At 37.6% G+C, this 24,159-nt stretch carries 21 protein-coding genes and 1 pseudogene; 15 read left to right on the forward strand and 7 right to left on the reverse strand.

Annotated elements, in window-relative coordinates:
- Window positions 1-189: 189 nt before the first annotated feature.
- The 3 genes and pseudogenes from J7E77_RS01595 to J7E77_RS01605 all read left to right on the forward strand — a co-directional run.
- Window positions 190-642, forward strand: a complete 453-nt coding sequence (locus J7E77_RS01595; protein ID WP_214711929.1) for a MarR family winged helix-turn-helix transcriptional regulator — start codon at window positions 190-192, stop codon at window positions 640-642.
- A gap of 289 nt (window positions 643-931) precedes the next feature.
- Complete coding sequence (locus J7E77_RS01600) at window positions 932-2,359, forward strand: DHA2 family efflux MFS transporter permease subunit (protein WP_214711961.1); 1,428 nt, start codon at window positions 932-934, stop codon at window positions 2,357-2,359.
- A gap of 48 nt (window positions 2,360-2,407) precedes the next feature.
- Window positions 2,408-2,632 (forward strand): annotated as a pseudogene (locus J7E77_RS01605) (universal stress protein); the annotation flags it as partial.
- A 202-nt stretch (window positions 2,633-2,834) separates the two neighbouring features.
- Here the strand turns inward: J7E77_RS01605 and J7E77_RS01610 are convergent.
- A complete protein-coding gene (locus J7E77_RS01610; protein WP_214711931.1) occupies window positions 2,835-3,803 on the reverse strand; it encodes an NAD(P)-dependent alcohol dehydrogenase in 969 nt (322 codons plus the stop codon).
- Window positions 3,804-4,009: 206 nt separating this feature from the next.
- The gene (locus J7E77_RS01615) at window positions 4,010-4,618 is read right to left on the reverse strand and encodes a LysE/ArgO family amino acid transporter (RefSeq protein WP_214711932.1); all 609 of its coding nucleotides are present in this window, start codon (window positions 4,616-4,618) and stop codon (window positions 4,010-4,012) included.
- Between the two features lie 127 nt (window positions 4,619-4,745).
- Here J7E77_RS01615 and pdxR (J7E77_RS01620) point away from each other — a divergent pair, with 127 nt between their 5' ends.
- The 4 genes from pdxR (J7E77_RS01620) (at window position 4,746) to J7E77_RS01635 (ending at window position 8,731) form a co-directional block, all read left to right on the forward strand.
- Window positions 4,746-6,197, forward strand: a complete 1,452-nt coding sequence (pdxR, locus tag J7E77_RS01620; RefSeq protein ID WP_251027070.1) for a MocR-like pyridoxine biosynthesis transcription factor PdxR — start codon at window positions 4,746-4,748, stop codon at window positions 6,195-6,197.
- A gap of 228 nt (window positions 6,198-6,425) precedes the next feature.
- Complete coding sequence (locus tag J7E77_RS01625) at window positions 6,426-6,509, forward strand: YjcZ family sporulation protein (RefSeq protein ID WP_088087823.1); 84 nt, start codon at window positions 6,426-6,428, stop codon at window positions 6,507-6,509.
- An 83-nt stretch (window positions 6,510-6,592) separates the two neighbouring features.
- Window positions 6,593-7,819, forward strand: a complete 1,227-nt coding sequence (locus tag J7E77_RS01630; protein ID WP_214711934.1) for a glycosyltransferase family 2 protein — start codon at window positions 6,593-6,595, stop codon at window positions 7,817-7,819.
- A 435-nt stretch (window positions 7,820-8,254) separates the two neighbouring features.
- On the forward strand, window positions 8,255-8,731 hold the full coding sequence (locus J7E77_RS01635; RefSeq protein WP_214711936.1) for a hypothetical protein: 477 nt from the start codon (window positions 8,255-8,257) through the stop codon (window positions 8,729-8,731).
- 120 nt (window positions 8,732-8,851) lie between these two features.
- Here the strand turns inward: J7E77_RS01635 and pdxR (J7E77_RS01640) are convergent, their stop codons facing one another.
- Window positions 8,852-10,330, reverse strand: coding sequence for a MocR-like pyridoxine biosynthesis transcription factor PdxR (gene pdxR, locus J7E77_RS01640; RefSeq protein ID WP_214711963.1), 1,479 nt, complete (start codon window positions 10,328-10,330; stop codon window positions 8,852-8,854).
- 109 nt (window positions 10,331-10,439) lie between these two features.
- Between pdxR (J7E77_RS01640) and J7E77_RS01645 the strand changes: the two genes are divergently transcribed.
- Complete coding sequence (locus J7E77_RS01645) at window positions 10,440-11,222, forward strand: PhzF family phenazine biosynthesis protein (RefSeq protein WP_214711938.1); 783 nt, start codon at window positions 10,440-10,442, stop codon at window positions 11,220-11,222.
- Between the two features lie 153 nt (window positions 11,223-11,375).
- A complete protein-coding gene (locus tag J7E77_RS01650) occupies window positions 11,376-12,647 on the forward strand; it encodes an MFS transporter (protein WP_214711940.1) in 1,272 nt (423 codons plus the stop codon).
- A 57-nt stretch (window positions 12,648-12,704) separates the two neighbouring features.
- On the opposite strand, the gene J7E77_RS01655 is transcribed toward J7E77_RS01650, so the two are convergent.
- Window positions 12,705-14,147: a flavin monoamine oxidase family protein gene (locus tag J7E77_RS01655; RefSeq protein ID WP_214711941.1), complete on the reverse strand. Its 1,443-nt coding sequence runs from the start codon at window positions 14,145-14,147 to the stop codon at window positions 12,705-12,707.
- 353 nt (window positions 14,148-14,500) lie between these two features.
- Between J7E77_RS01655 and J7E77_RS01660 the strand changes: the two genes are divergently transcribed.
- From J7E77_RS01660 to J7E77_RS01670, 4 genes are all read left to right on the forward strand, one after another.
- Entirely contained in the window at window positions 14,501-15,790 is a 1,290-nt protein-coding gene (locus J7E77_RS01660; protein WP_214711942.1) for an AAA family ATPase, read from the forward strand.
- Window positions 15,791-15,838: 48 nt separating this feature from the next.
- Window positions 15,839-16,288 carry a DUF429 domain-containing protein gene (locus J7E77_RS01665; protein ID WP_251027967.1) on the forward strand — a complete coding sequence of 150 codons (450 nt, stop codon included), beginning with the start codon at window positions 15,839-15,841 and terminating at the stop codon, window positions 16,286-16,288.
- A 60-nt stretch (window positions 16,289-16,348) separates the two neighbouring features.
- Entirely contained in the window at window positions 16,349-16,498 is a 150-nt protein-coding gene (locus J7E77_RS30350; RefSeq protein ID WP_251027968.1) for a hypothetical protein, read from the forward strand.
- Window positions 16,499-17,007: 509 nt separating this feature from the next.
- On the forward strand, window positions 17,008-18,450 hold the full coding sequence (locus tag J7E77_RS01670; protein ID WP_214711943.1) for a LysM peptidoglycan-binding domain-containing protein: 1,443 nt from the start codon (window positions 17,008-17,010) through the stop codon (window positions 18,448-18,450).
- A gap of 380 nt (window positions 18,451-18,830) precedes the next feature.
- Here the strand turns inward: J7E77_RS01670 and phaC are convergent, their stop codons facing one another.
- From phaC to J7E77_RS01685, 3 genes are all read right to left on the reverse strand, one after another.
- Window positions 18,831-19,907 (reverse strand): class III poly(R)-hydroxyalkanoic acid synthase subunit PhaC, encoded by a 1,077-nt coding sequence (gene phaC, locus J7E77_RS01675; protein WP_214711944.1) that lies wholly within the window; start codon window positions 19,905-19,907, stop codon window positions 18,831-18,833.
- 80 nt (window positions 19,908-19,987) lie between these two features.
- Window positions 19,988-20,731 (reverse strand): 3-oxoacyl-ACP reductase, encoded by a 744-nt coding sequence (locus J7E77_RS01680; RefSeq protein ID WP_214711945.1) that lies wholly within the window; start codon window positions 20,729-20,731, stop codon window positions 19,988-19,990.
- Between the two features lie 88 nt (window positions 20,732-20,819).
- Complete coding sequence (locus J7E77_RS01685) at window positions 20,820-21,224, reverse strand: polyhydroxyalkanoic acid synthase subunit PhaR (RefSeq protein ID WP_214711947.1); 405 nt, start codon at window positions 21,222-21,224, stop codon at window positions 20,820-20,822.
- Between the two features lie 319 nt (window positions 21,225-21,543).
- Between J7E77_RS01685 and fabG the strand changes: the two genes are divergently transcribed.
- Both fabG and J7E77_RS01695 read left to right on the forward strand, forming a co-directional pair.
- Window positions 21,544-22,278, forward strand: a complete 735-nt coding sequence (fabG, locus tag J7E77_RS01690) for a 3-oxoacyl-[acyl-carrier-protein] reductase (RefSeq protein WP_088087811.1) — start codon at window positions 21,544-21,546, stop codon at window positions 22,276-22,278.
- 463 nt (window positions 22,279-22,741) lie between these two features.
- Window positions 22,742-23,932 carry an acetyl-CoA C-acetyltransferase gene (locus J7E77_RS01695; RefSeq protein ID WP_214711949.1) on the forward strand — a complete coding sequence of 397 codons (1,191 nt, stop codon included), beginning with the start codon at window positions 22,742-22,744 and terminating at the stop codon, window positions 23,930-23,932.
- Window positions 23,933-24,159 lie beyond the last annotated feature (227 nt).

The raw sequence follows: 24,159 nt of genomic DNA on the forward strand, positions 1-24,159 counted from the left end.
TTATTTTAAAAAAGCGGTTTCCTTAAAAGGGCACCGCTTCTTTTCTTATTATTTTGTATGATTTCCGCTTATTTAGGGGCATCGATCCCCAATAAGACGGCACATCTATGTTTCGCATTGCTACAGCTGAATTGAAGTAAACCAAATTGACAATCATTACCGTATTTTGTATAGTAAGTGGCGAGGATTATGATTGGAGTGAATCATTTGATTTCAAACGCTGAATTACAAAATTTAGATCTTATCGACTTATTAAGTGAGCGTCATAGTTTGGTCCGAAGTATCTCGGAGAAAGCTTGGAACGATCAAAGTGAGATTTATATTTCAAATTCTGAATGGTATATCATGGCTAGGATTTATAAAAAACAGCCTAGCATTTCGTATGTTACAAAAAATGTAGAAATTTCACGTCAGGCGATACATAAGTTTATCCAAAAGCTTTCTGAAAGAGGATTAGTTGAAATCAACAATGTAGAAAACAACAAGAAGGAAAAGTGTATCCAGTTAACAGCTTTAGGAGAAGAATGCTACGAAAAAAACGAGGCCCTTAAAGCCAAACTTGAGAATAAAATTGCAGAAAAAATAGGGACTGAACAAGTAAGTATTCTTAAAGGTATATTAAAGTTAGATTGGAAGATATAAAAAATAGCAAAAAACCCTTGCTTTGTCAATCTATTTGACGAAGTGGGGGTTTTTTCTTTTTCTAAAATAGTCAACTCAGTTGATAATAACTTAATAAAAAATATTGTCAACTGAGTTGACATAGAGAAAAAATTTTTGATATAGTTAACGAACCGTTAGTGTTCGGGGGTGTACTACGGAAATGATCTTTGCTGAAATTGAAATTACGACAATTTTTTTTTAGTAAGAAGGGAAGACGAAGGGGTAAACGAAATTTTAATTAAAGGAGTTTTTATTAGTGAATCAACAAATGAATACAGTTCAGAAACAAAAAATCAAGACTGACACGGGGGTGAAAAAACAATACAAAACAGCTCCGATTATGGCGGCTCTTTTTGTGGCTGGATTTGTCGGGCTTTTTAGTGAAACGGCATTAAATATTGCCTTAGGAGATTTAGCTCAAATATTTAACGTGAGTGCAACGACGATCGGATGGTTAGCAACGGGATATTTCTTAACATTAGGTATTTTAGTACCAGTAACGGGTATTTTGATGCAAAAATTCACAACAAGACAAATGTTTTTGACTGCTATATCACTATCCCTTATCGGGACCATTCTAGCAGCAGTAGCACCTGTATTTAGTCTTTTATTGGTGGCACGTGTTATCCAAGCAGCAGGATTAGCGATTGCTTTACCTTTAACGCAAAATGTTATTTTTACCATCTTCCCACCAAATAAACGAGGCGCTGCGATGGGAATTATGGGCTTAGTTATGTTAGCTGGTCCAGCCTTAGGCCCAACCATTGCAGGGCTTATTTTAGATACATTATCCTGGCACTGGATTTTCTGGGTTACCTTACCTTTCTTACTGTTCTCTCTTATTTTTGGACTCCTTTATTTACCGAATGTGAATGAGATTCGTAAGGTTTCAATAGATACAGTATCTGTTATTCTCTCGACGATTGGTTTCGGTGGGGTCGTTTACGGATTCAGTGTATCTGGTGATGCCGGTTGGACTAGTGCAACCGTTCTTGTGTCCATCATTGTCGGATTAGCAGCACTTATTCTTTTTTCCATTCGTCAAACGAAAATGGAGAATCCGATGCTGAATCTAAGAGCATTTAAGTACCCACTGTTTGTACTTGGTGTCTTTATGAGTTTTATTACGTTCTTTAATATGTTGTCCATGCTTGTCATTTTACCAATGTATATGCAAATGGCTTTATTAATTGCAGCTTTTACAACAGGTCTTATCTTGCTGCCAGGCAGCTTACTAAACTGTGTATTAGCTCCAAGCATTGGTAGTCTATTCGACAAATATGGTCCAAAAGCGGTTATTATACCTGGAACCATTTTAGTAGCGATTGGTTATGCACTCTATGCACAATTTGGCACAGAAACGGCTTTATGGATGGTTGTGGTAACTCATATTTTCATGATGTTGGGTATAGGGGCGGTCCTTGCTTCTGTACAAACAAACACATTAAATTCTCTTCCGAAACAATATTATCCAGATGGAATCGCTATCACTCAAACGATTCAACAGGTAGCTGGCGCTATTGGGATTGCGGTAATGGTATCGATTTTTTCATCCAAAGAAACTAGTTATTTAGCAGCCACTGCCAATGAATTGCCACATGCAGCAGCAGCGGGAACTTCCCTAGTGTTTACCATTAGTTTAGTGTTAGCGATGATTAATGTTGTATTGTCATTATTTATCAAAAAGCCAAATTAATCTAAAGAAAAAACAGTTTCTAATAATTTTAGAAGGGAATTAGGACGGATGCTAAATCATTATAAAAGTATTTTAGTAGCTGTAGACGGTTCAAAAGAAGCGGAATACGCATTTCAAAAATCAATCAATGTTGCAAAGCGCAACAAAAATTCATTTCTAACCATAGTAAACGTAATCAATTCTCGTTCATTCGAAGCATATGACCGTTCAGTTGTTGAGCGTGCACAGATGTCATCAGAGGAACTGTTAAATAGCTATAAGGCTCAAGCTGAGGGCTTAGAATACTTTTGATAAAAATATTTAATAGCTGCAAATGTCAGTTAACCATTCGTAAAAGCGAGCATTTACGAATGGTTAATTTATTTTTAGCAAAAATTGAAGAATAGAACAGGTAGGAGATGGTAAAGAGTATTCCTATTTTCCTGTCTGAACAGTATAATTATTGCCAAACTGTTATTATCCTTTTGAAAATTATTCACATAGTGATGACAACTTTTCCCTGGGCATGACCTTCTTCAAAATACCTGAAAGCCTCGGGCACTTCACTCAACTTATAACGTCTATCAATAACGGGTTTTACTTTACCGGCTTCAAGAAGTTCTTTTATATAAATCAGATCTTTTCGGTTTGGCCTTTGTAAAAAGGTTCCCATTTTCTTATTCCCGATCATTGAAATCCAAGGCCCAAGGACCATTGCTTGAAACATTTGTGCTCCGGAACCCCCGATGTGAACAAATATCCCATTTGGACTTAAAGCACGCTTATAATCTGTCATTCGTTTATGTCCGTTCACCCCAAGAATAAGGTCATAACTCTGCATTTTTTCCGTAAAATCTTCCTTTGTATAGTCAATAACATGGTCAGCTCCAATCGATTGCAAAATGTCTATATTTCTCGTACTACATACGCCTGTTACTTCAGCCCCTAAGGATTTGGCAATCTGTACGGCGAAAGTCCCAACACCACCAGAGGCACCATTAATCAATACCTTCTGTCCCGACTGAATCTTCCCTTTATCCCTTAGACCCTGTAACGCTGTGACACCCGCCATAGGTACCGCAGCAGCTTCCTCAAATGAAAGATTGGCTGGTTTCAAGGCTAATACATTTTCAGGAACAGAAACATATTCGGCAAAACCACCCCAACCACATCCAGATAGGTCTCCGAACACCTCATCGCCTGGTTGAAACTGAGTAACATCTTTGCCAACTGCTTCAATCCGACCTGCGATGTCCCCTCCCGGTATAGGGAATTTTGGTTTCAGAAGACCGAAAGCAAATCGTGCTAAGAACGGCTCTCCTTTCAAAAGTACTAGGTTACCATAATTTACGGATGCAGCATGAATTTTTACCAGTACTTGATTGTCCTCTGGGATAGGTTTTTCCACCTTTGTTAATTCAAGCACATCAGGTGGGCCATATTTGTTAGAAACGATAGCCTTCATAATTAATCCTCCTAATAGCCTTCGAATATTTTTATTAAACTCATTAAATTGATAAATCTCGCTAAAGACCCTCAAATTAAAAGATATTCCAGTAAAAGTTATTCAGACTGGAATCAGTAAAAAAATTAAAACGAAGATTTTCATGGACTTGTCCTTGAAAGGAGGCGGTCGCTTGTTGGAGAGCTGTCTAATGGCCAGAAATTATTTTATAAAAGTGAAGAACTAATATAAACAGCTGTACCCCACATGACAATAGCTGAAATTTTATTTAGGACCACTAGGTAATTTCCTGATTTGTCTATTTTTCCTAGCATTCTTCCTGTTATCCCCAATCCTGCAAACCATACCCACGAAACGAATATACATGCTACAGCAAATGCAACTTTCTCCCAGCCTACATATTTTACGGAACTTGTTCCGATTACACCCACGGTATCCAAAATGGCATGTGGGTTTAGTAGAGACACAGACATTGCAAAAGATATTTGTTTTTTTGGTGAAAAAGAAAATTCTACTTCCTGTACATCTTGAGGTTTTGCCCTCCATACAACAAAACCCATGTAGAGCAAAAATAAACTACCAATTATATAAAGAACTGTTTTTATCCAATAAGAACCAAGTACAACGACTGACACTCCTAAGACCGCTATTGAAATAAGCAAAGTATCACAAATAGCTGCGGTAATAATGACTGGCAGTGCCCTCACGAATTTGGGCTGACTTGCACCTTGATTAAAGACAAAAACATTTTGTACCCCTAATGGTAGGATTAAACCGAATGCTAAGATCATGCCGTGTAAAATTGCTTCTAACATTTTTCTCCCCCTGAAATGTAATAACTGCATTGTATTAGATTTGATTACATTCGTCTCCAACCAATTGGATGGAATATTACCCAACCAATCATTTATAATTAATATAAAAATGATAGGGGAGTTCCTTTTGATAGAAAAAGACTGGATCCTAAACAAATCCTCCTTGATTCCACTCCATCAACAAATCTATGAATTTATGAAGAGAAAAATAATAAACGGTGAATGGACGGTTGGAACTAAAATTCCTACGCAACGAGATTTAGCAAAGAATTTCAATGTGAATCGGAGTACCATTGTTTATGCACTTGATGAGTTATCAGCTGATGGGTTAATCGAATCAAAAGTTGGAAAAGGGACATTTGTGGTCAATAATACGTGGAGTTTACTTGCTTCAACCCCGCCACCTGATTGGAACAGTTACGTTAAGTCGGGATCTTACCGACCCAACAATAAAACAATTCAAGAAATTAATAGAGCAGAAATTAATCCAAACGTAATACGCCTTGGGACGGGAGAACTTTCACCAGAGTTGTTGCCTGTCAAAAAAATGGAAGAAATGTTCAAGAGGCATTCCCCCCATACGTTTTCGTTAGGATACTCGGAACCAAAAGGAAGTCTCTATTTAAGAGAAATGATAAGCAATTATTTAAAAACGAAGAACATAGAAGTTTCCCCTCCATCGATAATGATTGTTTCAGGAGGACTTCAAGCATTGCAATTGATTTCCTTAGGATTATTGCACCGTGATTCAACCATTTTTCTTGAAACGCCTTCTTATCTAAATTCAGTGCACGTATTTCAATCAGCAAGAATGAACTTACTTGGAATTCCCATGGATGATGAAGGGATTAGACCCGAGTCGATTGGGAGGTTAAAAAAGCAGCATAATGGTGCTTTACTTTACACCATTCCAACTTTCCATAATCCCACGGGGATTTTAATGTCAGCAAATAGAAGAAAGGAGTTGTTGGATGTTTGTAAGAATGAAAAGCTGCCAATTATTGAGGATGATGTCTACGGAGATTTATGGTTTGAGAACCCGCCACCGAATCCATTAAAATCCATTGATGGTCAAGGACTTATCTTATACATAGGGAGTATGTCTAAAACTCTGAGTCCTGGTATACGAATTGGTTGGATCGTTGGACCAGAACCAGTGATAGATCGGTTAGCTGATATAAAAATGCAAACTGATTATGGCTCAAGTTCTTTATCTCAATTCATCGTCGCAGAGTGGCTATCAAGTGGTTTATACGATGATCATGTAAAGAAGATAAGGACAGAACTCAAATTCCGTAGAGATTTCACCCTTGAAATACTAAATACACATTTTATGCAATTAGCCACATGGAATATCCCACAGGGTGGTTTTTATATTTGGCTGCAAATCAAAAAACAAATTTCAATTAGAAAATTATTTGAAAAAGCACTAAACGAGGGGATTTTACTAAACCCAGGAAATATTTACGACAGTAATAATCACTTTCATCTTCGTTTGTCCTATGCCTATGCATCACTGCACGAATTAAAAAAGGGATTATTAAGACTTTCGGAACTGATTGAAGAAATCTCCAATTAGGCTAATGGGTGCTCGAATTCAAAAAGGGTTGCTGCGGCGATCCTTTTTCTTATTCGAAGGTGGCAGGTTACTTGAATAAGCAAAATATCTTCGAAATGTGGAGCAAGCTAATATCATTTTTAAATATTAAGATTATGTAAATATATGTAAATTTTTATTCTTGTCCAATTCGATATTTAATGTTCTGACATACGATGTTCTATCTAATAATTAAGGTGGTGATATATTATGTCAGATGGTTATGGCGTTAATTTTGCTTTATTCGTGGTGCTTTTCATCCTTTTAATTATTGTCGGTATATCTTTTCGTTAAATACTAGTTTTAAATAAACCAAATTAAGCCGAACTTTTATAATTGTTCGAGCTATAGGCTCTCAAGGAGGAATGAGTAAAAACATGGAAATTGAAGTCACAATCATCATGCCTTCATATAACCGCTATCCCCTTAATCTGCTTAGCCTTTATGCATTGGAGAAACAGTGCTTTGATTTATCCAAAATGGAAGTGATATTGATTGATGACGCCTCTACCGACCAGACCCCAAAAATTAAGGGATACTGTCCTCCCTACCATTTTCAATATATTCGCAATAGTACCAATGTTGGTGTTGCTGCTTCAAGAAATATTGGACTTAGGCATGCGAGGGGAGAGATTATTATCATTTTGGATGCAGAAACCATCGTTTCCCCTAACTATGTTACCCTTAACCGCCAGCATCATCTAACTCACGAGAAATCCGTTGTTATTGCAGGAAGCAAGCGGGGGCGCATTTATACTTTTTTATCCCCGGATTTTACTAATAATCAAATCAACGCGATTTATAAGTGGAGCGAAAAAAATTCTCTCTTCAACCAACGCCTTAAAGAGGTGGTATCGCAAGAACAGACACTTAGTAGCTTAACGACTCATATCAGGCTTTTACAAGAGCCCCAACAAGTGGTTAATAGAGAGGATATTGACGTTATAAAAAATTTATACTCGATGGTAAAATACAGAAGTTATGCTCATCATTTATTAAAATACCTTAGGGAACATTTTTATAGCAGCCCATTGCGTTGGATGGCTTGCTTAGGTTTTCTTTCTATTAAAAGAAGTTTTATGGAGCAAGTCGGCGGCTATGAAGAGAATTTCAAAGGATGGGGACCCGAGGATGCTGAGTTTGCTTATAGATTATATAAGGCCAATGCTAATTTTATTATCGAAGATGATTTAGAAACTTTTCATCAAGAACATCCGCCGTCGAAAACGAAGAAGGAAGATATGAACTTAAATCGTCTGTTGTTTCAACTAAAGCACCCTGTTCTTGATGTATCCATTAGAGCCCTGCACTCTATTCATCCGACGGATTATGGACTCATGGAAAAGATTATATTAGAACATCAATCCCTTACTGCAAGCTTTCCCGATGAGTTTCATGAATTTAACCAAGCAATCATAACATTACTTCATCAAATTCGTATAAATATTGCAGAAAACCGCCCCCCTGTTAACCTAGTTCAAAATACCGGGTTCGGCGACGACTCGATTGCAATGGAACGTATCCTGATCGAGAGAGATCACATACAATCCTGTGGTAAATACAATCATCTCGTATGGTTGTTCGATAAACTGAATACGATCTAAAGATGAGTGGAGCAGGTCTTCCATATAGGGGAAGAGGCAATTTTACTGAGAAATCTGGTGCCGACTAGGATAGGTTGACTGTCAGATAAATGTTGGTCTTTCTATTTCAGTCTGCTAACCTCTTCACGTATATCATGCTTCCATTCTTGGAGGCTTTTTCTTATTGTGGGTAATTTATCTGGAAAATTGAATAAGACATATAAAGGCAGGTAAAACAATTGTTAAATGTTTTTTGCATACTTCGTATGTGACATGCGCCCATTTCATACATATAAACTAAAGGGATTTCAGTTTAATCATGTGTTTTTCATAACGATAATTGACACTAACCATAGAAAAGGCCGAAGTAGTTACCATTCATCAGTATGACGCACCTGCTGTAAGAAAACCTATGCAATTGGGGACGGGTAAATAAAAAAACAGGAGGGGCAGTGTATGAAATTCACGATACAGTATATACCACTGGACAAAATCAAACCTGATTTATCGTTGAAAATTACTGAGCATATTAAGAAACTGCAGAGATTAATGTGGGACTGCATGTTTGTTTTGGTTGTCAAAAAAAATCGGAAGGATGACAATTACATCATTGTTAGCGGGCAAGATCGATTTGAATCCCTTAAAAAACACACTAAAAATATTTATGCGCCATGTATTGTCGATAAAAGTAACAGTTCGACCGGAATGAAAACGTGGCTTCAGCGGTTACGGAACAAACAACCCCTAGATGACTTTCCGTTAATGCCGACCAGCTGGTCAATCGTACGCTCCTTTTTGAAACAAGAACCCCGTTTTAAACATCTCTCCCGATCCGAACAGATAAGAGTGCTACTTATAGCAGTTCGGTACAAAAAAACCGTGATTTATTCAATGAAAACGACAATAAATGAAATTCTAAGAAGTAAAAAGTAATTCATCATTTAAACTCAGTTGAAAAAAGAAAGTTAAGGACAGCCCGATTTTACTTCAGGATTGAAGAGAAATCGGCTGTCCTCTCATTATTCACTTCCGAAGCATATTACCTGATTTGAATCAAAAAAATGGTGAGCTGTCATGGACTGTTTTTGATGTAATTTGGGAATGAAGAATATTACATAATGTTGTAACCCCTTGTTGTAATAATTGCTCGTTCATATAAGAGTAACTCACTCGCAAGTGATGATTTTCTTGCTCAACCGGATAACACGCTGATCCGGGCAAGAAGGATAGTTGCTGTTTTTTTGCCTCAATTAGAACATGATTACTATCTAGCCAATAAGGTAGACTGATCCATAGATTTAATCCCCCCTCTGGAATTACCCATGATACGCTATCAGGCATATGTTGTGAAAGTAATTCAAGAACCAAATCACGTCGAATCCTTAAAGCTGTTCTCAATTTTTTATAGTGCTCCATCATTTGTTTAGAGTTGATAAACGGTAAAATGGATTTTTGTGTAAGTAAAGGACTGCCCAGGTCAGTATTTGCCTTGGCGGCCAATAACCGATTGAATAAGGAGCCAGAAGCAGATAATATTCCAATTCTACAACCCGGCGCAAGTGTTTTGCTTAAGCCTTTCAAGTAAATCACATGACCCTTATGGTCTATACTTTTAATAGGAGCCGGTGGCTTTTTACCAAAGTAAATCTCACTCCATGGGTCATCCTCAATAATAAGGCTCTGGATACTATGTGCAATGTCAAGAATTTGTCTGCGGCGTTTTAAAGTCATAACCACACCTGTTGGATTATGAAAAGTAGGAATCGTATAAATAATTTTGGGTTTATGTTTGTCACATAAATTTTGGAGGATATCTACTCGCATTCCGTCCTTATCAACAGGCACTGTGAGTATCGTAGCGCCTCTTCCTCGAAAAACATCAATCGCTCCTGGATAGGTAGGTGCCTCCATTACTACTACATCTCCCGGCCCCACAAATGTACGGGCAACAAGATCAATCCCTTGTTGTGAACCACTCGTAACTAAAATGTTCTCAGGTGTAGAAGGAACACCTGAACTTTTCAAATACTCAACCATTTCCTTTCTAAGAAGTGTGTCTCCTTGAATCTCACCGTATTGAGACAATATTCTGGGGTTTTCCGAAAGCATTTGGTGAATCTCACGTTCTAAATATCGATTAGGAAGAAGTCCAGGATCAACCATAGAGGAGGAAAGGTTAATCTTTTCAGGCACAAGATGGAATCGGCCAAATTGAGACCTAGGTAAATAATCTTGAACAGATAGCTGCCAATCATACGAAAAATTCTCATCTTTTCTTTCCTCTTCCGCTTTTCTTTTCACTTTTACAAACGTTCCTTTTCCTTGGACAGAAGTGATAAACCCATCTTGCTCCAATTGCTGGTAGGCCTTCACAGCTGTAACCAAACTAACTCCAATCTGTTTCGATAAGATGCGCACAGAAGGTAATTGTAACCCTTCATGCAAAAGTCCTGAACGGATGCGATCCACAATTGATTGATATATTTGCTTTGATAGTGAAACATCAGCATTTCGTTGAATTTCGATTTGCATCATTAATATCCCCTTAGTGTTATACATCTGTATTGAGTGTTATATAGTGCTCAATATAAAATACCCATAAATAATTATTTTCCATTATAACACTAGGAGGGAATTTTACATGAAATATTATGTTATCGATGCCTTTGCAGAAAAAGTTTTTGAAGGAAATCCAGCCGGAGTATGTATTATGAAGGATTGGATTCCAGACGAGATCATGCAGAAAATAGCGATTGAAAATAATTTATCGGAAACGGCATTTGCGGTAAAGGAAGAGAAAAAATATCGGCTACGCTGGTTTACTCCAGGCGGGGAGATCAACCTTTGCGGTCACGCTACGTTAGCTACCGCATATGTCATTTTGAACTATATAGAAAAGCAAGTAGATACCGTCCAATTCGATACGATGAGTGGAGTACTCAAAGTAAACAAAAAAGGTGAATTGTATGAAATGGATTTCCCATCTGTTCCATCAGAAGAATTGCCTATCACGGCACAGATGATTGATGCTTTGGGAGTTAGGCCCGTAGAAACCTATTTAAATAGAGACTTAGTATTTGTATTAGAATCAGAAGAAGCAGTGAAAAATGCAAATCCTGACTTTTTAAAATTAGAAAAAATACCAGAAGGTCTTGGTGTCTGTATTACCGCAAAAGGGAGCGAATATGATTTTGTTTCCAGAGGATTTTTTCCAAAGTTAAAAATCAATGAGGATCCCGTGACTGGTTCTTTGCATTGCAGTTTGATTCCATTCTGGTCCCAGAGATTAGAAAAACGTGAACTGGTGGCAAAACAGATATCCAGTAGAGGCGGCACGTTATATTGTAAACATGAAGGTAAACGAGTGAAGATGGCAGGAAAAGCAGTACTCTATTCGATCGCTGATTTACATATCGGATATTGAAAATGAAAAAATTGAAATATAGCGAAATGAATGAAGGAAAATGGATCAATTAAAAGCGGTATTTTTCGCCGCTTTTCCACACACCATTCCAGTGTTGACAAGTGGGATCTATTAATTTATTCTGAATATTCACGACAACCGGAGGGTGAAGACTTGAGACGTATTCATTATAGTTGGTTTATTTTATTGATAACATTCTTTTCTATTATTGTAGCAGGAATTGTTCGCTCCTCATCAGGAGTGTTAATTGTCCCATTTGAAAATGCGTTCGGATGGGATCGTTCATTAATCTCCATTGCCTTTGCGATTAACCTTCTATTATACGGGATTTCTGGTCCTTTTATGGCTGCGCTGATAGAGGAAATTGGATTAAAGAAAATGATGATTTTGGCTATGACAACGCTAATGGTCGGTGTTTTGCTCACCCTTTTTATGCTGAAACCATGGCAATTACTTTTAATTTGGGGATGGATTATCGGCTTAGGATCTGGGTTATTCTTAACGATATTAAGCCCATATGTTGCGAATCATTGGTTTGAAAAAAGAAGAGGACTTGCAGTTGGCATTTTGACCGCAAGTACAGCGACTGGACAATTAATCCTACTTCCGTTGTTAGCTATTATTATAGAAACGTATTCGTGGAAATGGGCGATTGGTTTTATTCTTATCCTTAGCTTTATTATGTTGTTAATCATCCTATTATTTATGAAAAATTCACCAAAAGAAGTAGGACTCCTTCCATATGGACTTGAAGAAGAATCACCTGTGAAGCAAGTAGTCCAAAAGAATAACCCCATTATTATCGCTTTTCGCACTTTATTTGAAGCGGTAAAAGTGAAGGAATTTTGGTTACTAGCAGGCAGCTTTTTTATATGCGGACTTTCGACTACTGGATTAATCGGTACTCATTTCATCTCTTATTGTATAGGCTTTGGATTTACTGCTGTTACAGCGGCCTCTATGCTTTCTTTTATGGGGATTTTCGATTTAATTGGAACCACTCTTTCTGGTTGGTTATCAGACCGTTTCGATAACCGTTGGTTGCTGTTTTGGTATTATAGTCTAAGAGGGGCTTCACTTGTATTTCTTCCTTTTGCACTAAATGAAGGTTCTATTACTCTACTTATTATTTTTTCTGTCTTTTATGGACTAGATTGGATTGCGACTGTACCTCCAACTATTAACATTTCAAGGCAAATCTTTGGAATTGAAAAAAGTGTAGTGGTATATGGCTGGATCTTTGCAGCCCACCAATTAGGTTCAGCTGTTGCCGCAGGTGGGGCCGGGATAATATATAAAATCTTCACCTCTTATACATCGGCATTTGTACTTGCAGGAATGTTTTGTTTATTAGCAAGTCTATTTGTAATAGTGATAAAAAAACAAAAAATAAAAGTTGAAGTGAGTCAATCTTATAAAGCCTAGATTGTTCATTTATTTTTTCAAAAATAAGAGGCTGTCATCGCAGCCTTTTTTACAAAATTATTTTGGTATGTCATTCACTTCGTTTGCCACTCGTATTCCTGATTCAATTGCACCTTGTATCCAACCGTGGGTAAGTGAGGTATGTTCTCCAGCAAAGTGCACTCTTCCCTCAGGTGTAGAAATATAAGGGTATAGCTCCAAATCCTGTCCAGGTTCAAATGACGTAAAAGCTCCACATGAATAAGGATTCTTACTCCAACTAAAAGAAGCCCCTGTAACGAATTCTGAATATACCTGATACCCAAACATCTCTGCTAAGTTCATTAGAGCATATTGGATCAACTCTCTTTCAGATAGGCTCTCCAATGTTAAGGCCTCATCTGCCCATGTATAGCTCGCGATAACTACCGCAGGTCCGGTTGTACCAATACCATAACTTGGGTAATATGAAAATCGAATGGGCAGATCCGTTATCGATTTACCACCCAATTGACCTAGTTTTTCCCAAAACCTACTTTTAAACTCGATAGCGATCTTTGATGAGGCCATATAATTGAGTTCGCGAATCGCAGTCCTTTTATAATAGGAAAAAGACTCATATGGTTCGACTTTCACAAATCGTAAGGTTGAAAAAGGTATGGTTATAATCGCAAGATCACCGGTTATACTGAAACTCTCATCGGTTTTTTGGTGCTTACAATGAATCTTTACACTGTTTTGAAATTGAGATAATTTCATCATCTTTTGGTTGAACAGAATATTCTCGTTTAATTGCGGCAGAAATGCTTTTGGCAATCGGTCCATGCCACCCGTTATTTCATAAAATTTCTTTGTTTCTGTTAAGATGATGAGTTCACGTATTACTTCAACAAAGGTCATCCCCATATATGCTTCCAAATCAATAAGCACACCAATCATATCAATAGTACCGATTGAAAAATAATAGTTTAAGAAAGAACCAAAGGCTAGATTTCTATATTGTTTTTCTATTAGAGGCCAATTCTTTTTAGGATCTTCGTTAATAAAATTGATAATTGGATGTACGACTGATAGCAAAAGTTCTTCCGACGATTTCCCGCTTTCATTTGGAGTAACTGGGTATTTTAAAATACTTGGATTTTTTTCATATACATTCAGACGTGTTTTGATGCCATTTGCGTAAATGTGGTCATTAGGGGTCCGGTTAATAAATAGATTTGTAGGCAATTTGAATTTATTAATATATTCAAAGGTTAAATGATGTTTTTCTGGAATTCGCATGGGTCCGACATTGAAATATAAGTTATTGCTAAAGGGGGCCCTTATGGTGTAAACACGTCCTCCAACTCGATCATTGGCTTCCAGAATGGTGACTTTATGTCCCGCTTCCTTTAATAAAGAGGCAGCGACGAGTCCAGCCATGCCTGCACCGATTATAAGAATATGTCTAGGAACTTGTGATGTTTTTAGACCATCCCTAATAATTTTGAGCATTTGATGATCAGTTAGTTGAAAATTCATGTAATGTGGCATCCTCCCTTACTTTTCCAAAAAATGGCTTATTGCATTATATACAAATAAAAGGATGCATATGTGCTATTTTCCAGTTTGGTGATTACTCTTTCTGTCGAGAACACCTGTGGCTTCGGCATAAGAAAAATCAATCATTATTGTTTTCTTATACTAAAAGTATGTGCTATAACAAATTTAGATTAGAAAGATGTTCTTATTAAAAGGGGGGGAAATGGTATGTAGATAATAGTTAAACAGGAAAAAAGTTGTATATAGTCTTATAAAGCAAACTAGGTTAACCTAATAGTGGTAAAAATGCTATCATGATATATAAATGGAAATTACTATTAAAGGAGAACTAGATGAAAACCAATGTTCTGTTTGATACAAATAATATAGATCGTAAGGCATTACCGTATTATTATGACTATGGAAAAATTGTATCTTCTCTTCAAGAGAAGCTTATCGATGAAGTGGGAATCGATTTTCACATGTACTCCGATGAAGATACCTCAAATGAGATTTGGGACATTCTTGAGGAAGACCTGAAAGAGGAGTCTCCGGAAGTACAATTGATTTGTCATATTTATAAAGAAGGCGAGACCAAAACTATCTCATCCAACCATACCGATAAAGCGATGGAGCTGATTGTTAAACCACGAATCACCAACGGTCTTTTTTACTATTCGAATTATCAGGTTGCGCTGGCCAGATTGGTTATTTTTCAAAGTGACGGAGAAATGACCCGGGATTTTATTTTTGCCAAAAATGATGCTTGCTTAGTTACCTTTTTGAAATATGTTCTTAAAAGAAAAAGAGATTATATTAAAAACTATGTGACTGTTTTTACGGATACAGAAGATGGGGTAGAAACAGAGATTGATAGTATTACTACTTTGGTAAGAAGAGAAGATGTATTTTTAGAGGATTCTTTAAAGAGAGAAATTTATCGATCGATTGACGAATTCTTTTCGGAAAGTGGTCAGTTTTTCAAAACGTATGATATTCCCTACAAACGCGGGATTCTTCTCTACGGAAAACCTGGTAATGGAAAGACCACTCTTGTGAAATCAATCGCCAGCAGCATTAATGCTCCGGTAGCTTATTGGCAGATCACTGAATTTACATCAAGCTATACGATCAAAGAGGTCTTTACGTCTGTATTAAAATTGACACCATTGGTTTTAGTCATTGAAGATATTGATTCCATGCCATCAAGTGTCCGGTCCGTCTTCCTGAACATTTTAGATGGTGCCACCTCGAAGGAAGGAATCTTCATCATCGGGACAACGAATTACCCTGAAAAAATTGATCCTGCCCTTATGAACCGCTCTGGCCGGTTTGACCGAGCATATGAGATCCATGTACCGACGAAGGAGCTTCGCTATCAGTATCTAGTGAACAAGAATATTGCTCGAATTCTTTCAGAGGAAGAGATTCAGCAAGTTATTGATTCAACCAAGGATTTCTCTTATGCGCAGCTCAATGAATTGTATACATCGATTGCCCTTGAATGGCATTACGAACAGCAGGTTGATGTGAAGAGACTTTGTGCGGACTTAAAATCACTGCAGCAAAAACAGCAAAAACAAGAATGGGAACAAGCTCTTACCTCTGCATCGATCGGATTTTCAGGGTTTGGAGATGATTAATTTTGATGCATCGACTCTAGTAAACCCAAAAGAAAGAGAAGATTGCTCATGAGAGTAATAGGGATTGATTTGTCCGGTCCAAGTAATCATAAAGATACTGTTTTGACGGTATTTGAATTACAAAATGGTCAATTAAATTTTATTAAGTTAATGAGCAATATTGGGGATCTGGACATTTTAAAAGAAATAGAGACTCAAAGTCAAATAGATGAAGTCGTTATTGGAATGGATGCCCCTTTATCTTATCAGGATGGCGGAGGAGATAGACAAGGGGATAAACAATTGAGACAGTTTATTGTTTCTCTTGGGATGAAGCCTGGATCAATCATGCCGCCAACTTTAAACCGAATGGTGTATCTTACGCTAAGAGGAATAAAGCTTAGTAGAGAAATAGGGAATCTAACTCCTAATTATCCGATTACGATCGTGGAGGTGCATCCAGGTGCAGTGATTGGTTCAAGACTCTCTCAAGAGAAATTGGAGTATGTTTTGAGTTAAAAACAAAGTCTATTAGCGAGAAGTTGGATTCGGAACTGGCTTGGTGAGCAAAAATTAACTATGCTCCCTGTTTTTATTGATGAGGAAAGTCATTTAATTGATGCCTGTGCAGCAGCATTAGGGGCCTGGCATTGGAAGGATCCATCCTTGCAGCCAAAGTGGTCAATTCCTGCGAATCCTCCACTTCATCCGTATGATTATTGTTGTTAATGGTTATTCTGCCACAGTACTGGATACTGTGGTTTTTTTTTGCACGGAGACAATATCGACACAGTGAGGTCAAAAGAGATGATAATGCTCGATGAGAGAGAGAAACCGGTTCAGCGGTAACAAGGGAAGCCTAGGATGCTTGTTGTGAGTGAAAAACTAATTCAGGAGTAATTATAGAAAGTGTATGATGCCCATTGAGTCGGAAAAATCAGATCAGCGGTAAGCATAGGAAGTGAATGATGCCCGTTGAATGGTGAAAATTGATTCAGCGGTAACTAGTGGAAGCGACTAATGCTCGAGGATGTTAAAAAATCAATTCAGATGCATTCAAAGGAGTCGTCTTAAGCTTTTGGGAGGGTGGATACAGAAGACAAAAAAGTCCCCGGGATTTTCTAATAAATCACTGACCGAATCTTTACTTACATACCTGAATATCATATAGGCAGGAGACGAAGGGAGATAAAAATAATTTCCCTGAGTTAGTACGAAGATAAAGGGGAGGGAAAAGGATGCAGCTTTTTTACACAGTTCGTCCCGGTGATAACCTGTATCAGATTGCGAAGCGATGGGAGCTTCCGCTTGATACACTTATTGCCGCAAATAATATTGGTCCTCCATATACGATTTATGTCGGTCAACAACTATCTGTCCCACCTGGTGTTGATGTTATTCGTGTAAAACTAGGAGATAGTGTTTATAAAATTGCTCAATTATTTGGTGTTCCACCAGCTATAATTATCGAAGCTAATCGGCTGCAGCCTCTATATCAAGTTCAAGTCGACCAACTGTTAAGAGTTCCTCCCGGCAACCCCTTCTATGTCGTACAACCCGGGGACACACTGTTTCAACTGGCCAGTAGATTTAACGTCATTACGGATGGACAAAACAATCATGAGTTAATCAGGCAGATTAACCAGCTTCCAACCAATAATTTAACTCCAGGAATGAAGTTGATTATTCCTTATGCACCTCCGGGGGACCGCGGAATGATTGCGTATACATCTAACCGTGGAGGTGGCCAAGATATTTGGTTATATAATCCCGCCAATGGTGTTAATGCACAGCTTACCACTGGCTTAGGAGAATCTACCTCGATCCCTTTTTGGTCTCCAGATAGTAGTCGAATCGCGTTCATTGGGTGTAATGGAATCCTTTACGTCGTCCAGGTAGCGGATGGTTCAATCGCTCGTATTGATCAGTTTGCGGAAGGGGAAAGTAGTTATTTAAATTGGTCACTTGATAGTCAAAAACTAGCATACACGAAACAGAATGAAATAATCATGTATCATGTCCTCACACATCAAGTCCAACGAATAAACCAGCCAGGGACAACGGATGTCCAATGGTTTCCGAGTGGGACGGAGTTGCTATATCAAGCACCCAATGGAGCAGGAATCAGTCAGCTTTTTCGGATTCAAACCGATGGAACCGGAAGGCGTCAAATCACTCAGAACACCGGTGGCCGATTGAATGATGTTCGTCTTTCCCCAAATGGGACATATGTATTATATACTTCTCCCGGAGCAAGCATTTCCATTATTTATACCCTGGAACTTTCAACTGGAAGAGTAAATGAAGTGAGGGGAGGACCGCTTGCGAAAAACTATTTTCCGGTATGGTCGCCCGATTCATCATCCATCGCCTACAGTGCTACAGCTTTTGAAAACGTCGGCTATTTTTCTCAGATTCGATTAACAGGAAGGGGAGGAGAGAACGATCGAACAAGAGCGTTTTCGAATTGCTTTGCCACTCCCATAACATGGTCCCCAGATGGCAGGAAATTGGCTTATCTTTCAGGTTGTAAAAACCAAGGAGCTGCGAACGAAATGTGGTTAATCGACGTTTTGCATCCTGTTCCCATCAGGTTAATTGAAGGGGTATTAATTAGATCTTTACAATGGTCCCCGAGACCCATTTCTCCGCTGAGAAGGACCTATAAGAATCAAGTCTAAAATAGACAAGTTCAACCATTCCTTTATTTGAGTAGAAAACAATTGTCCTATTTCTTACATGAATGATAAAAAAACTGGGAGGGATCTTCCAGTTTTAATTGATTTATTCTTTAGATTAAATCTCGGCAATATTTTAATAGGAAGGACAAATCACTCTATTAAGCCATATAAAAATATTTACTGAATTAATAGAATATTTTATTTATTTACCTCTTGTCAATTCTCTGAAAATTGCATATAATTACTTTACCACTACTAATAACTTGTTTTCCTCGCAGAAGTGTTTGCTACTAGATATAATAAAAAACGAGTGCCCCACGTGTTTCGGGACACTCTTCTAATGTAAAAGAAATTCCTCATTGATTAGACTTTCTCTATAATTAGTTGGATCGTTCTTCTAACCAGTCGGAAATGGTTGGATAAGTTATTTTTGTTGCTTGACTGCCATAAGTAATGGAGGTATGCCCAACAGGTAAAACTTTAAATTGTTTATCTTCACTAGAAATCTTGTTCATCAATGCTTCAACTTGATGCGGTGGGGCAATGAGGTCGTTTTTCCCAGCTAAGTTGAGCACATTTGCCTTGATATTTTCAAGTTTGACCTTTTGACCACGAATAACCATTTCACCTTTTATCAGTTTGTTTTTTTGATAAAAGTCTCTAATCCACTGACGGTAGGCTTCACCAGGGAATAAAATTCCGTCGTTTAACCATTTTCGCAGTAGTTTAAAGCTCTTTATGAAATTTTCATTGTCAGCACGCTCAACAAGACTAATAAATGGTCCAAAGTTGGTTCCTATTGGATTGATCATTTTGTTTCCAAAGTCAATCATTTCTGGTGGAATCACACCAAGGGTTTCTACCACTTTATCAATATTAAAATATCGCTCATCTAACATCGCACCATATGCGCCACTATTTTCAAAATCAAAAGGACTAGTCATAAAGATGAGGTTGCGGATTGGCAATTCAGGGTGTAATGCCGCAAATGCAGACGTGATCGTTCCACCCATGCAATAACCAAGGATCGATACTTCCTCAACATTAGACCTTCTCATTACTTTACGAACGGCACGTGGTATATAGTCCATAATATAATCATCCAGTTTCATATGTCTATCTTCGTAACCTGGTGTACCCCAGTCAAGAAGGTAAACATCAAACCCACGTTCAACCAAAAATTCTATTAAACTACCACCTTTGGTTAGATCCAATATATAGGGTTTATTAATTAGAGCATAAACAAGTAGAAGTGGAATTTTATGCTTTTTTGGGTGATCAGATATATACCGATAGAGCTTCGTTTTATTTCTTGTCCAAACTACTTCCTTCGGTGTAGGTGCTACTTCGGGTTCGGCATCGGTCGTTAACACTTGAGATGCCCTCATTACACGTTGGTACATCTCTTGATACTTTTGAGGTGTAGCCTCTAGCATCTCATTCCATTCTTTTAGCATTTGAGCGTTAATGATTGTTCACTCCTTACATGATTTATTTACTCTTTTAATATATAAAGAAGTTTGTACATTCATGACACTTACATGTAAAGTCCACCGTTAATATTTAATTGCTGACCAGTAATATAGTCACCATCTTTACATAGGAAAACAACACCACGAGCGATTTCTTCTGGTTTGCCTAGGCGTTTTTGTGGTACTTTTTCAACGATTCCTGCAAGAACTTTTTCAGGAATGGCTTGGACCATCTCGGTTCCAATAAATCCTGGGCAAATCGCATTAACTGTTACTTTACTTCTAGCAAGTTCAAGAGCGAGAGATTTAGTGTATCCAATTAGTCCTGCTTTTGCGGCAGCATAGTTTGTTTGTCCAAACCCGCCAGCTTGCCCAATAATGGACGAAATGTTGATGATGCGGCCTGCATCAGATTCAAGAAGATAAGGTAATGCTGCAGATGTATTATTGTAAACACTGTTTAAATTAACATCGATTACCTTTCTCCAATCTTCTTCGGTCAATTTTTTGAACGTGCTGTCTCTTGTAATTCCTGCATTATTAATTAAGATATCTAATTTGCCATAATGGTTGATGGTTTCTTGTACAAGGTATGCTGCTTCATTACTTTCTGAAACATCTGCTTGTACTGCGTATGCCTCTCCACCAAATTCATTGATTTCTGCGACTACTTTATCTGCTAGTTCTTTGCGAATATTATAGTTAATGACAACTTTCGCGCCATTTTTAGCTAGTTCCAATGCAATCGATGCACCGATTCCTCTGCTTCCGCCTGTTACGATTGCTACTTTATCTTTTAATTCTGTCATTGTTGTCCACCCCATCTATTATAGTTGTAAAAATAATCTTGATAGTTTACTAAATTACTTGGTTTTACATGCATTATGTAATGCGTTTCTATTTCGTTTTTTCTGGTGTTTTTAATAAATTAAGGATTTGATTCATTTTATTATCCAAACTCTTCATATCCTTTTTTAAATTCGACAATTCTGTATTAAATGACTCCTGATCTCCAGAGTTGTCAAATTTCTCTTCCAATCTTTCTTCTAAATCATCAACTTTTGCATCGACATTAACAATCAGCGAAGAAATGCTAGCAATGTCATTTCGAGTTGGAACATTCATAAATTCTAAATACTTTACCGTTGATTCATCAATCATTTTTTTTAATTGAAGATTCATCTCCAAAACCTGACCCATTCCTTGAGACGGGAAATCATTGCTTACTTTCTCATCGAATAACTTACTGGAATGTGAATAAAGATCCTTCCACATCTCATAAAAATTAAAATCTGTGCTCATTTTTTTTCCTCCTTTGTTTTGTTGACCTATCCATCATACTAACTTCATCGAAATTTTAAAAGGTGAAAGATTAAAAATTATTAAAATACATTTCATCATTTTTTGACAAATTTCTCACTTTCTTGCGAATTGTAAAGTATTTTAACAAGAGTGATAATTAGCTATAATCCATCATAATATGGGTAAAAATGGATTTAATTTTGTCCAAAGCCTAGTTTCATCGCCATTTTTTTGTTTTGGATTTCTTTTCTCATTTGCCTAGGGATGCTGATGTTTTGCAGAGGTCTATTCTGAAAAGAAAAAAACGAGGTGATATATTATGGAGTTTAGTAAAAAGGTTGTGTTAATTACAGGTGGTGCACAGGGGATTGGAAAAGAAACGGCTAAACAATTTCTCCAAGAGGGTGCAAATGTCGTCATCTGTGATTATGATGAGTCGGCTGGTAAATCTGCATTAGAAGAATTGAATCATGAAAAAGTAGAATTTTATAAAGTCGATGTAACGGACAGCACCCAGATAGAAGAAATGGTTCAATCCACAATAGGTAAGCATGGCCGAATCGATATCTTAATTAACAATGCCGGAATTACACTTGATGGTTTTTTAACAAAGATGGAGGAATCGGATTGGGAAAGAGTCATTTCTGTCAATCTATCAGGTGTTTTTAAATGCACGAAGGCTGTAGCTCCTAGTATGTTAAAGCAGGGGTCGGGCGTTATTCTAAACGCATCTTCCGTCGTTGGTTTATATGGGAATATTGGTCAAACGAATTATGCTGCGACAAAGGCGGGCGTCATTGGGCTGACGAAAAGCTGGGCAAAAGAATTTGGACCTAAGGGGATCCGAGTCAATGCAGTTGCTCCAGGTTTCATTGAAACAGGTATGACTGCAGCGGTGCCAGATAAGGTGCTTCAATTTATGAAGGAAAAGACTCCGCTTAGGAAGCTTGGCAAACCAGAAGATATTGCCGCAGCGTATGTATTCTTGGCTTCGGATAAGGCGAATTATATTAACGGAACCATCTTAAGTGTGGATGGCGGATTAGTTATTTAGATAATATAGCTGCAAATTGAGGGAGAAAATCATTATTTTCTCCCTTTTTGGTTTATTATGGTAACCGCTATTACTAAATTACTATATTACAATATATGGAGGTTCGGTCATCTCGTTATCATTTTGTCATCTATTCAAATTCAAAAATAGTATAATCTCAAAAACTTTTCTACAAAACTTGTCAATTTATACTAAAGTTCAACAGGATTTTTTTGCCTGTTTTATTTAAAAAATCCAATCTATATATTTACTCCGTATTCACTGTCATTAGTGGATTTTCTCGACCTTTTTTTAAAGCGAATATCTGTTGATAATGTTGGGTTAGATCATTAAATTTTTTATAACAATAAATAAAAAACTCAGAATTTGTCGAATAATCGGTAAGAAAAATACCGCGAAATGTAGTAAAATTTGTGAGGAATTATTATTCGAATACATAAATCACTTTTTGGGGGAAATCAGAATGACTGTAAATGAAGTTGTAATTGTAAGTGCGGTAAGGACAGCAATTGGTAGTTTTTTAGGGAGTTTAGAAAATGTTTCAGCTGTACAGTTAGGATCTACTGTAATTAAAGCAGCTATTCAAAAAGCTGGAATTAATCCTAATGATGTAGATGAAGTGATTATGGGGAATGTTTTACAAGCAGGAGCTGGACAAAATCCGGCAAGACAAGCTTCCCTTGCTGCAGGTATTCCTCAAGAGGCACCAGCATTGACAATTAATAAGGTCTGTGGATCAGGATTAAAAGCTGTTCACTTAGCAACACAAGCGATTCTTGCTGGAGAGGCAGAAGTGGTTGTTGCAGGCGGTATGGAGAATATGAGTCAAGCTCCATATCTGTTAAAAGGCGGACGAAATGGATTTAAAATGGGCGATCAGAAAATTTTAGACAGTATGATTAAAGACGGATTATGGTGTTCAGAAAATGACTATCATATGGGAATTACAGCTGAAAATCTTGCTGAGAAATATGAAATCACACGTGCTGAACAAGATGAATTTGCAGCATGGAGTCAGCAAAAGGCTCAAGCAGCAATTGAATCCAATCGATTTGCTGATGAAATTGTCCCAGTTGAGGTACCTGGCCGTAAAGGACAAGTGACATTATTCAGCCAAGATGAGTTCCCACGGTTTGGAACAACTGCAGAAGGATTGGGTAAGCTTCGTCCTGCATTCAAAAAGGATGGATCCGTTACTGCTGCTAACTCTTCAGGAATTAACGATGGTGCGGCAGCATTTGTAGTGATGAGCCGTAAAAAGGCAGAAGAATTAGGCGTCACTCCTCTAGTAACAATTAAAGCAAATGCTACTGCGGGTGTGGATCCGAGTATAATGGGAATCGGTCCTGTCCCTGCAGTAAAAAAAGCTCTAAAAACAGCGTCTTTATCTTTAGAAGAGATTGAATTAATTGAAGCAAACGAAGCATTTGCGGCACAATCGATTGCAGTAGATCGCGAGCTTCAATTTAATAAAGAAAAGTTAAATGTTAATGGTGGTGCGATTGCACTTGGTCACCCAATCGGTGCAAGTGGAGCAAGAATTTTGGTGACTTTAATTCATGAAATGAAGAAAAGAGAAAACCGCTATGGTTTAGCTACGTTATGTGTCGGTGGAGGACAAGGTGTAGCAACCATTATCGAAAATGTTAAGTAAGAATGAATAAAAAATTGTAAAAAATGTCTTGGAGATAACTCCGAGGCATTTTTTTTCGAGGTAATTTTTACCTTAAATAAAAATAAAATGCATGGTGATGATATAGAAGTAATTTAAAACAACGGCTGTGTTAAAGGTAAAGATGATATTGTAACCTTGTTGATTGGAGCGGAGGGCGCGAGACTCCTGCGGGAGAACGGGACAGGGGAGACCCCGCAGGCGCTTTA

The sequence above is a fragment of the Bacillus sp. ISL-77 genome (assembly GCF_018613105.1).

Bases quoted from the DNA above. Each gene is read 5' to 3' on its own strand.
- fabG (WP_088087811.1), top strand. From the start codon at position 21,544: ATGGAGTTTAGTAAAAAGGTTGTGTTAATTACAGGTGGTGCACAGGGG.
- J7E77_RS01610 (WP_214711931.1), bottom strand. From the start codon at position 3,803: ATGAAGGCTATCGTTTCTAACAAATATGGCCCACCTGATGTGCTTGAA.
- J7E77_RS01595 (WP_214711929.1), top strand. From the start codon at position 190: ATGATTGGAGTGAATCATTTGATTTCAAACGCTGAATTACAAAATTTA.
- J7E77_RS01680 (WP_214711945.1), bottom strand. From the start codon at position 20,731: ATGACAGAATTAAAAGATAAAGTAGCAATCGTAACAGGCGGAAGCAGA.
- phaC (WP_214711944.1), bottom strand. From the start codon at position 19,907: ATGCTAAAAGAATGGAATGAGATGCTAGAGGCTACACCTCAAAAGTAT.
- J7E77_RS01630 (WP_214711934.1), top strand. From the start codon at position 6,593: ATGGAAATTGAAGTCACAATCATCATGCCTTCATATAACCGCTATCCC.
- J7E77_RS01645 (WP_214711938.1), top strand. From the start codon at position 10,440: ATGAAATATTATGTTATCGATGCCTTTGCAGAAAAAGTTTTTGAAGGA.
- J7E77_RS01625 (WP_088087823.1), top strand. From the start codon at position 6,426: ATGTCAGATGGTTATGGCGTTAATTTTGCTTTATTCGTGGTGCTTTTC.
- J7E77_RS01600 (WP_214711961.1), top strand. From the start codon at position 932: ATGAATACAGTTCAGAAACAAAAAATCAAGACTGACACGGGGGTGAAA.
- J7E77_RS01695 (WP_214711949.1), top strand. From the start codon at position 22,742: ATGACTGTAAATGAAGTTGTAATTGTAAGTGCGGTAAGGACAGCAATT.
- J7E77_RS01655 (WP_214711941.1), bottom strand. From the start codon at position 14,147: ATGAATTTTCAACTAACTGATCATCAAATGCTCAAAATTATTAGGGAT.
- J7E77_RS01660 (WP_214711942.1), top strand. From the start codon at position 14,501: ATGAAAACCAATGTTCTGTTTGATACAAATAATATAGATCGTAAGGCA.
- J7E77_RS01685 (WP_214711947.1), bottom strand. From the start codon at position 21,224: ATGAGCACAGATTTTAATTTTTATGAGATGTGGAAGGATCTTTATTCA.
- J7E77_RS01615 (WP_214711932.1), bottom strand. From the start codon at position 4,618: ATGTTAGAAGCAATTTTACACGGCATGATCTTAGCATTCGGTTTAATC.
- J7E77_RS01635 (WP_214711936.1), top strand. From the start codon at position 8,255: ATGAAATTCACGATACAGTATATACCACTGGACAAAATCAAACCTGAT.
- pdxR (WP_214711963.1), bottom strand. From the start codon at position 10,330: ATGCAAATCGAAATTCAACGAAATGCTGATGTTTCACTATCAAAGCAA.
- J7E77_RS01665 (WP_251027967.1), top strand. From the start codon at position 15,839: ATGAGAGTAATAGGGATTGATTTGTCCGGTCCAAGTAATCATAAAGAT.
- J7E77_RS01670 (WP_214711943.1), top strand. From the start codon at position 17,008: ATGCAGCTTTTTTACACAGTTCGTCCCGGTGATAACCTGTATCAGATT.
- J7E77_RS30350 (WP_251027968.1), top strand. From the start codon at position 16,349: ATGCTCCCTGTTTTTATTGATGAGGAAAGTCATTTAATTGATGCCTGT.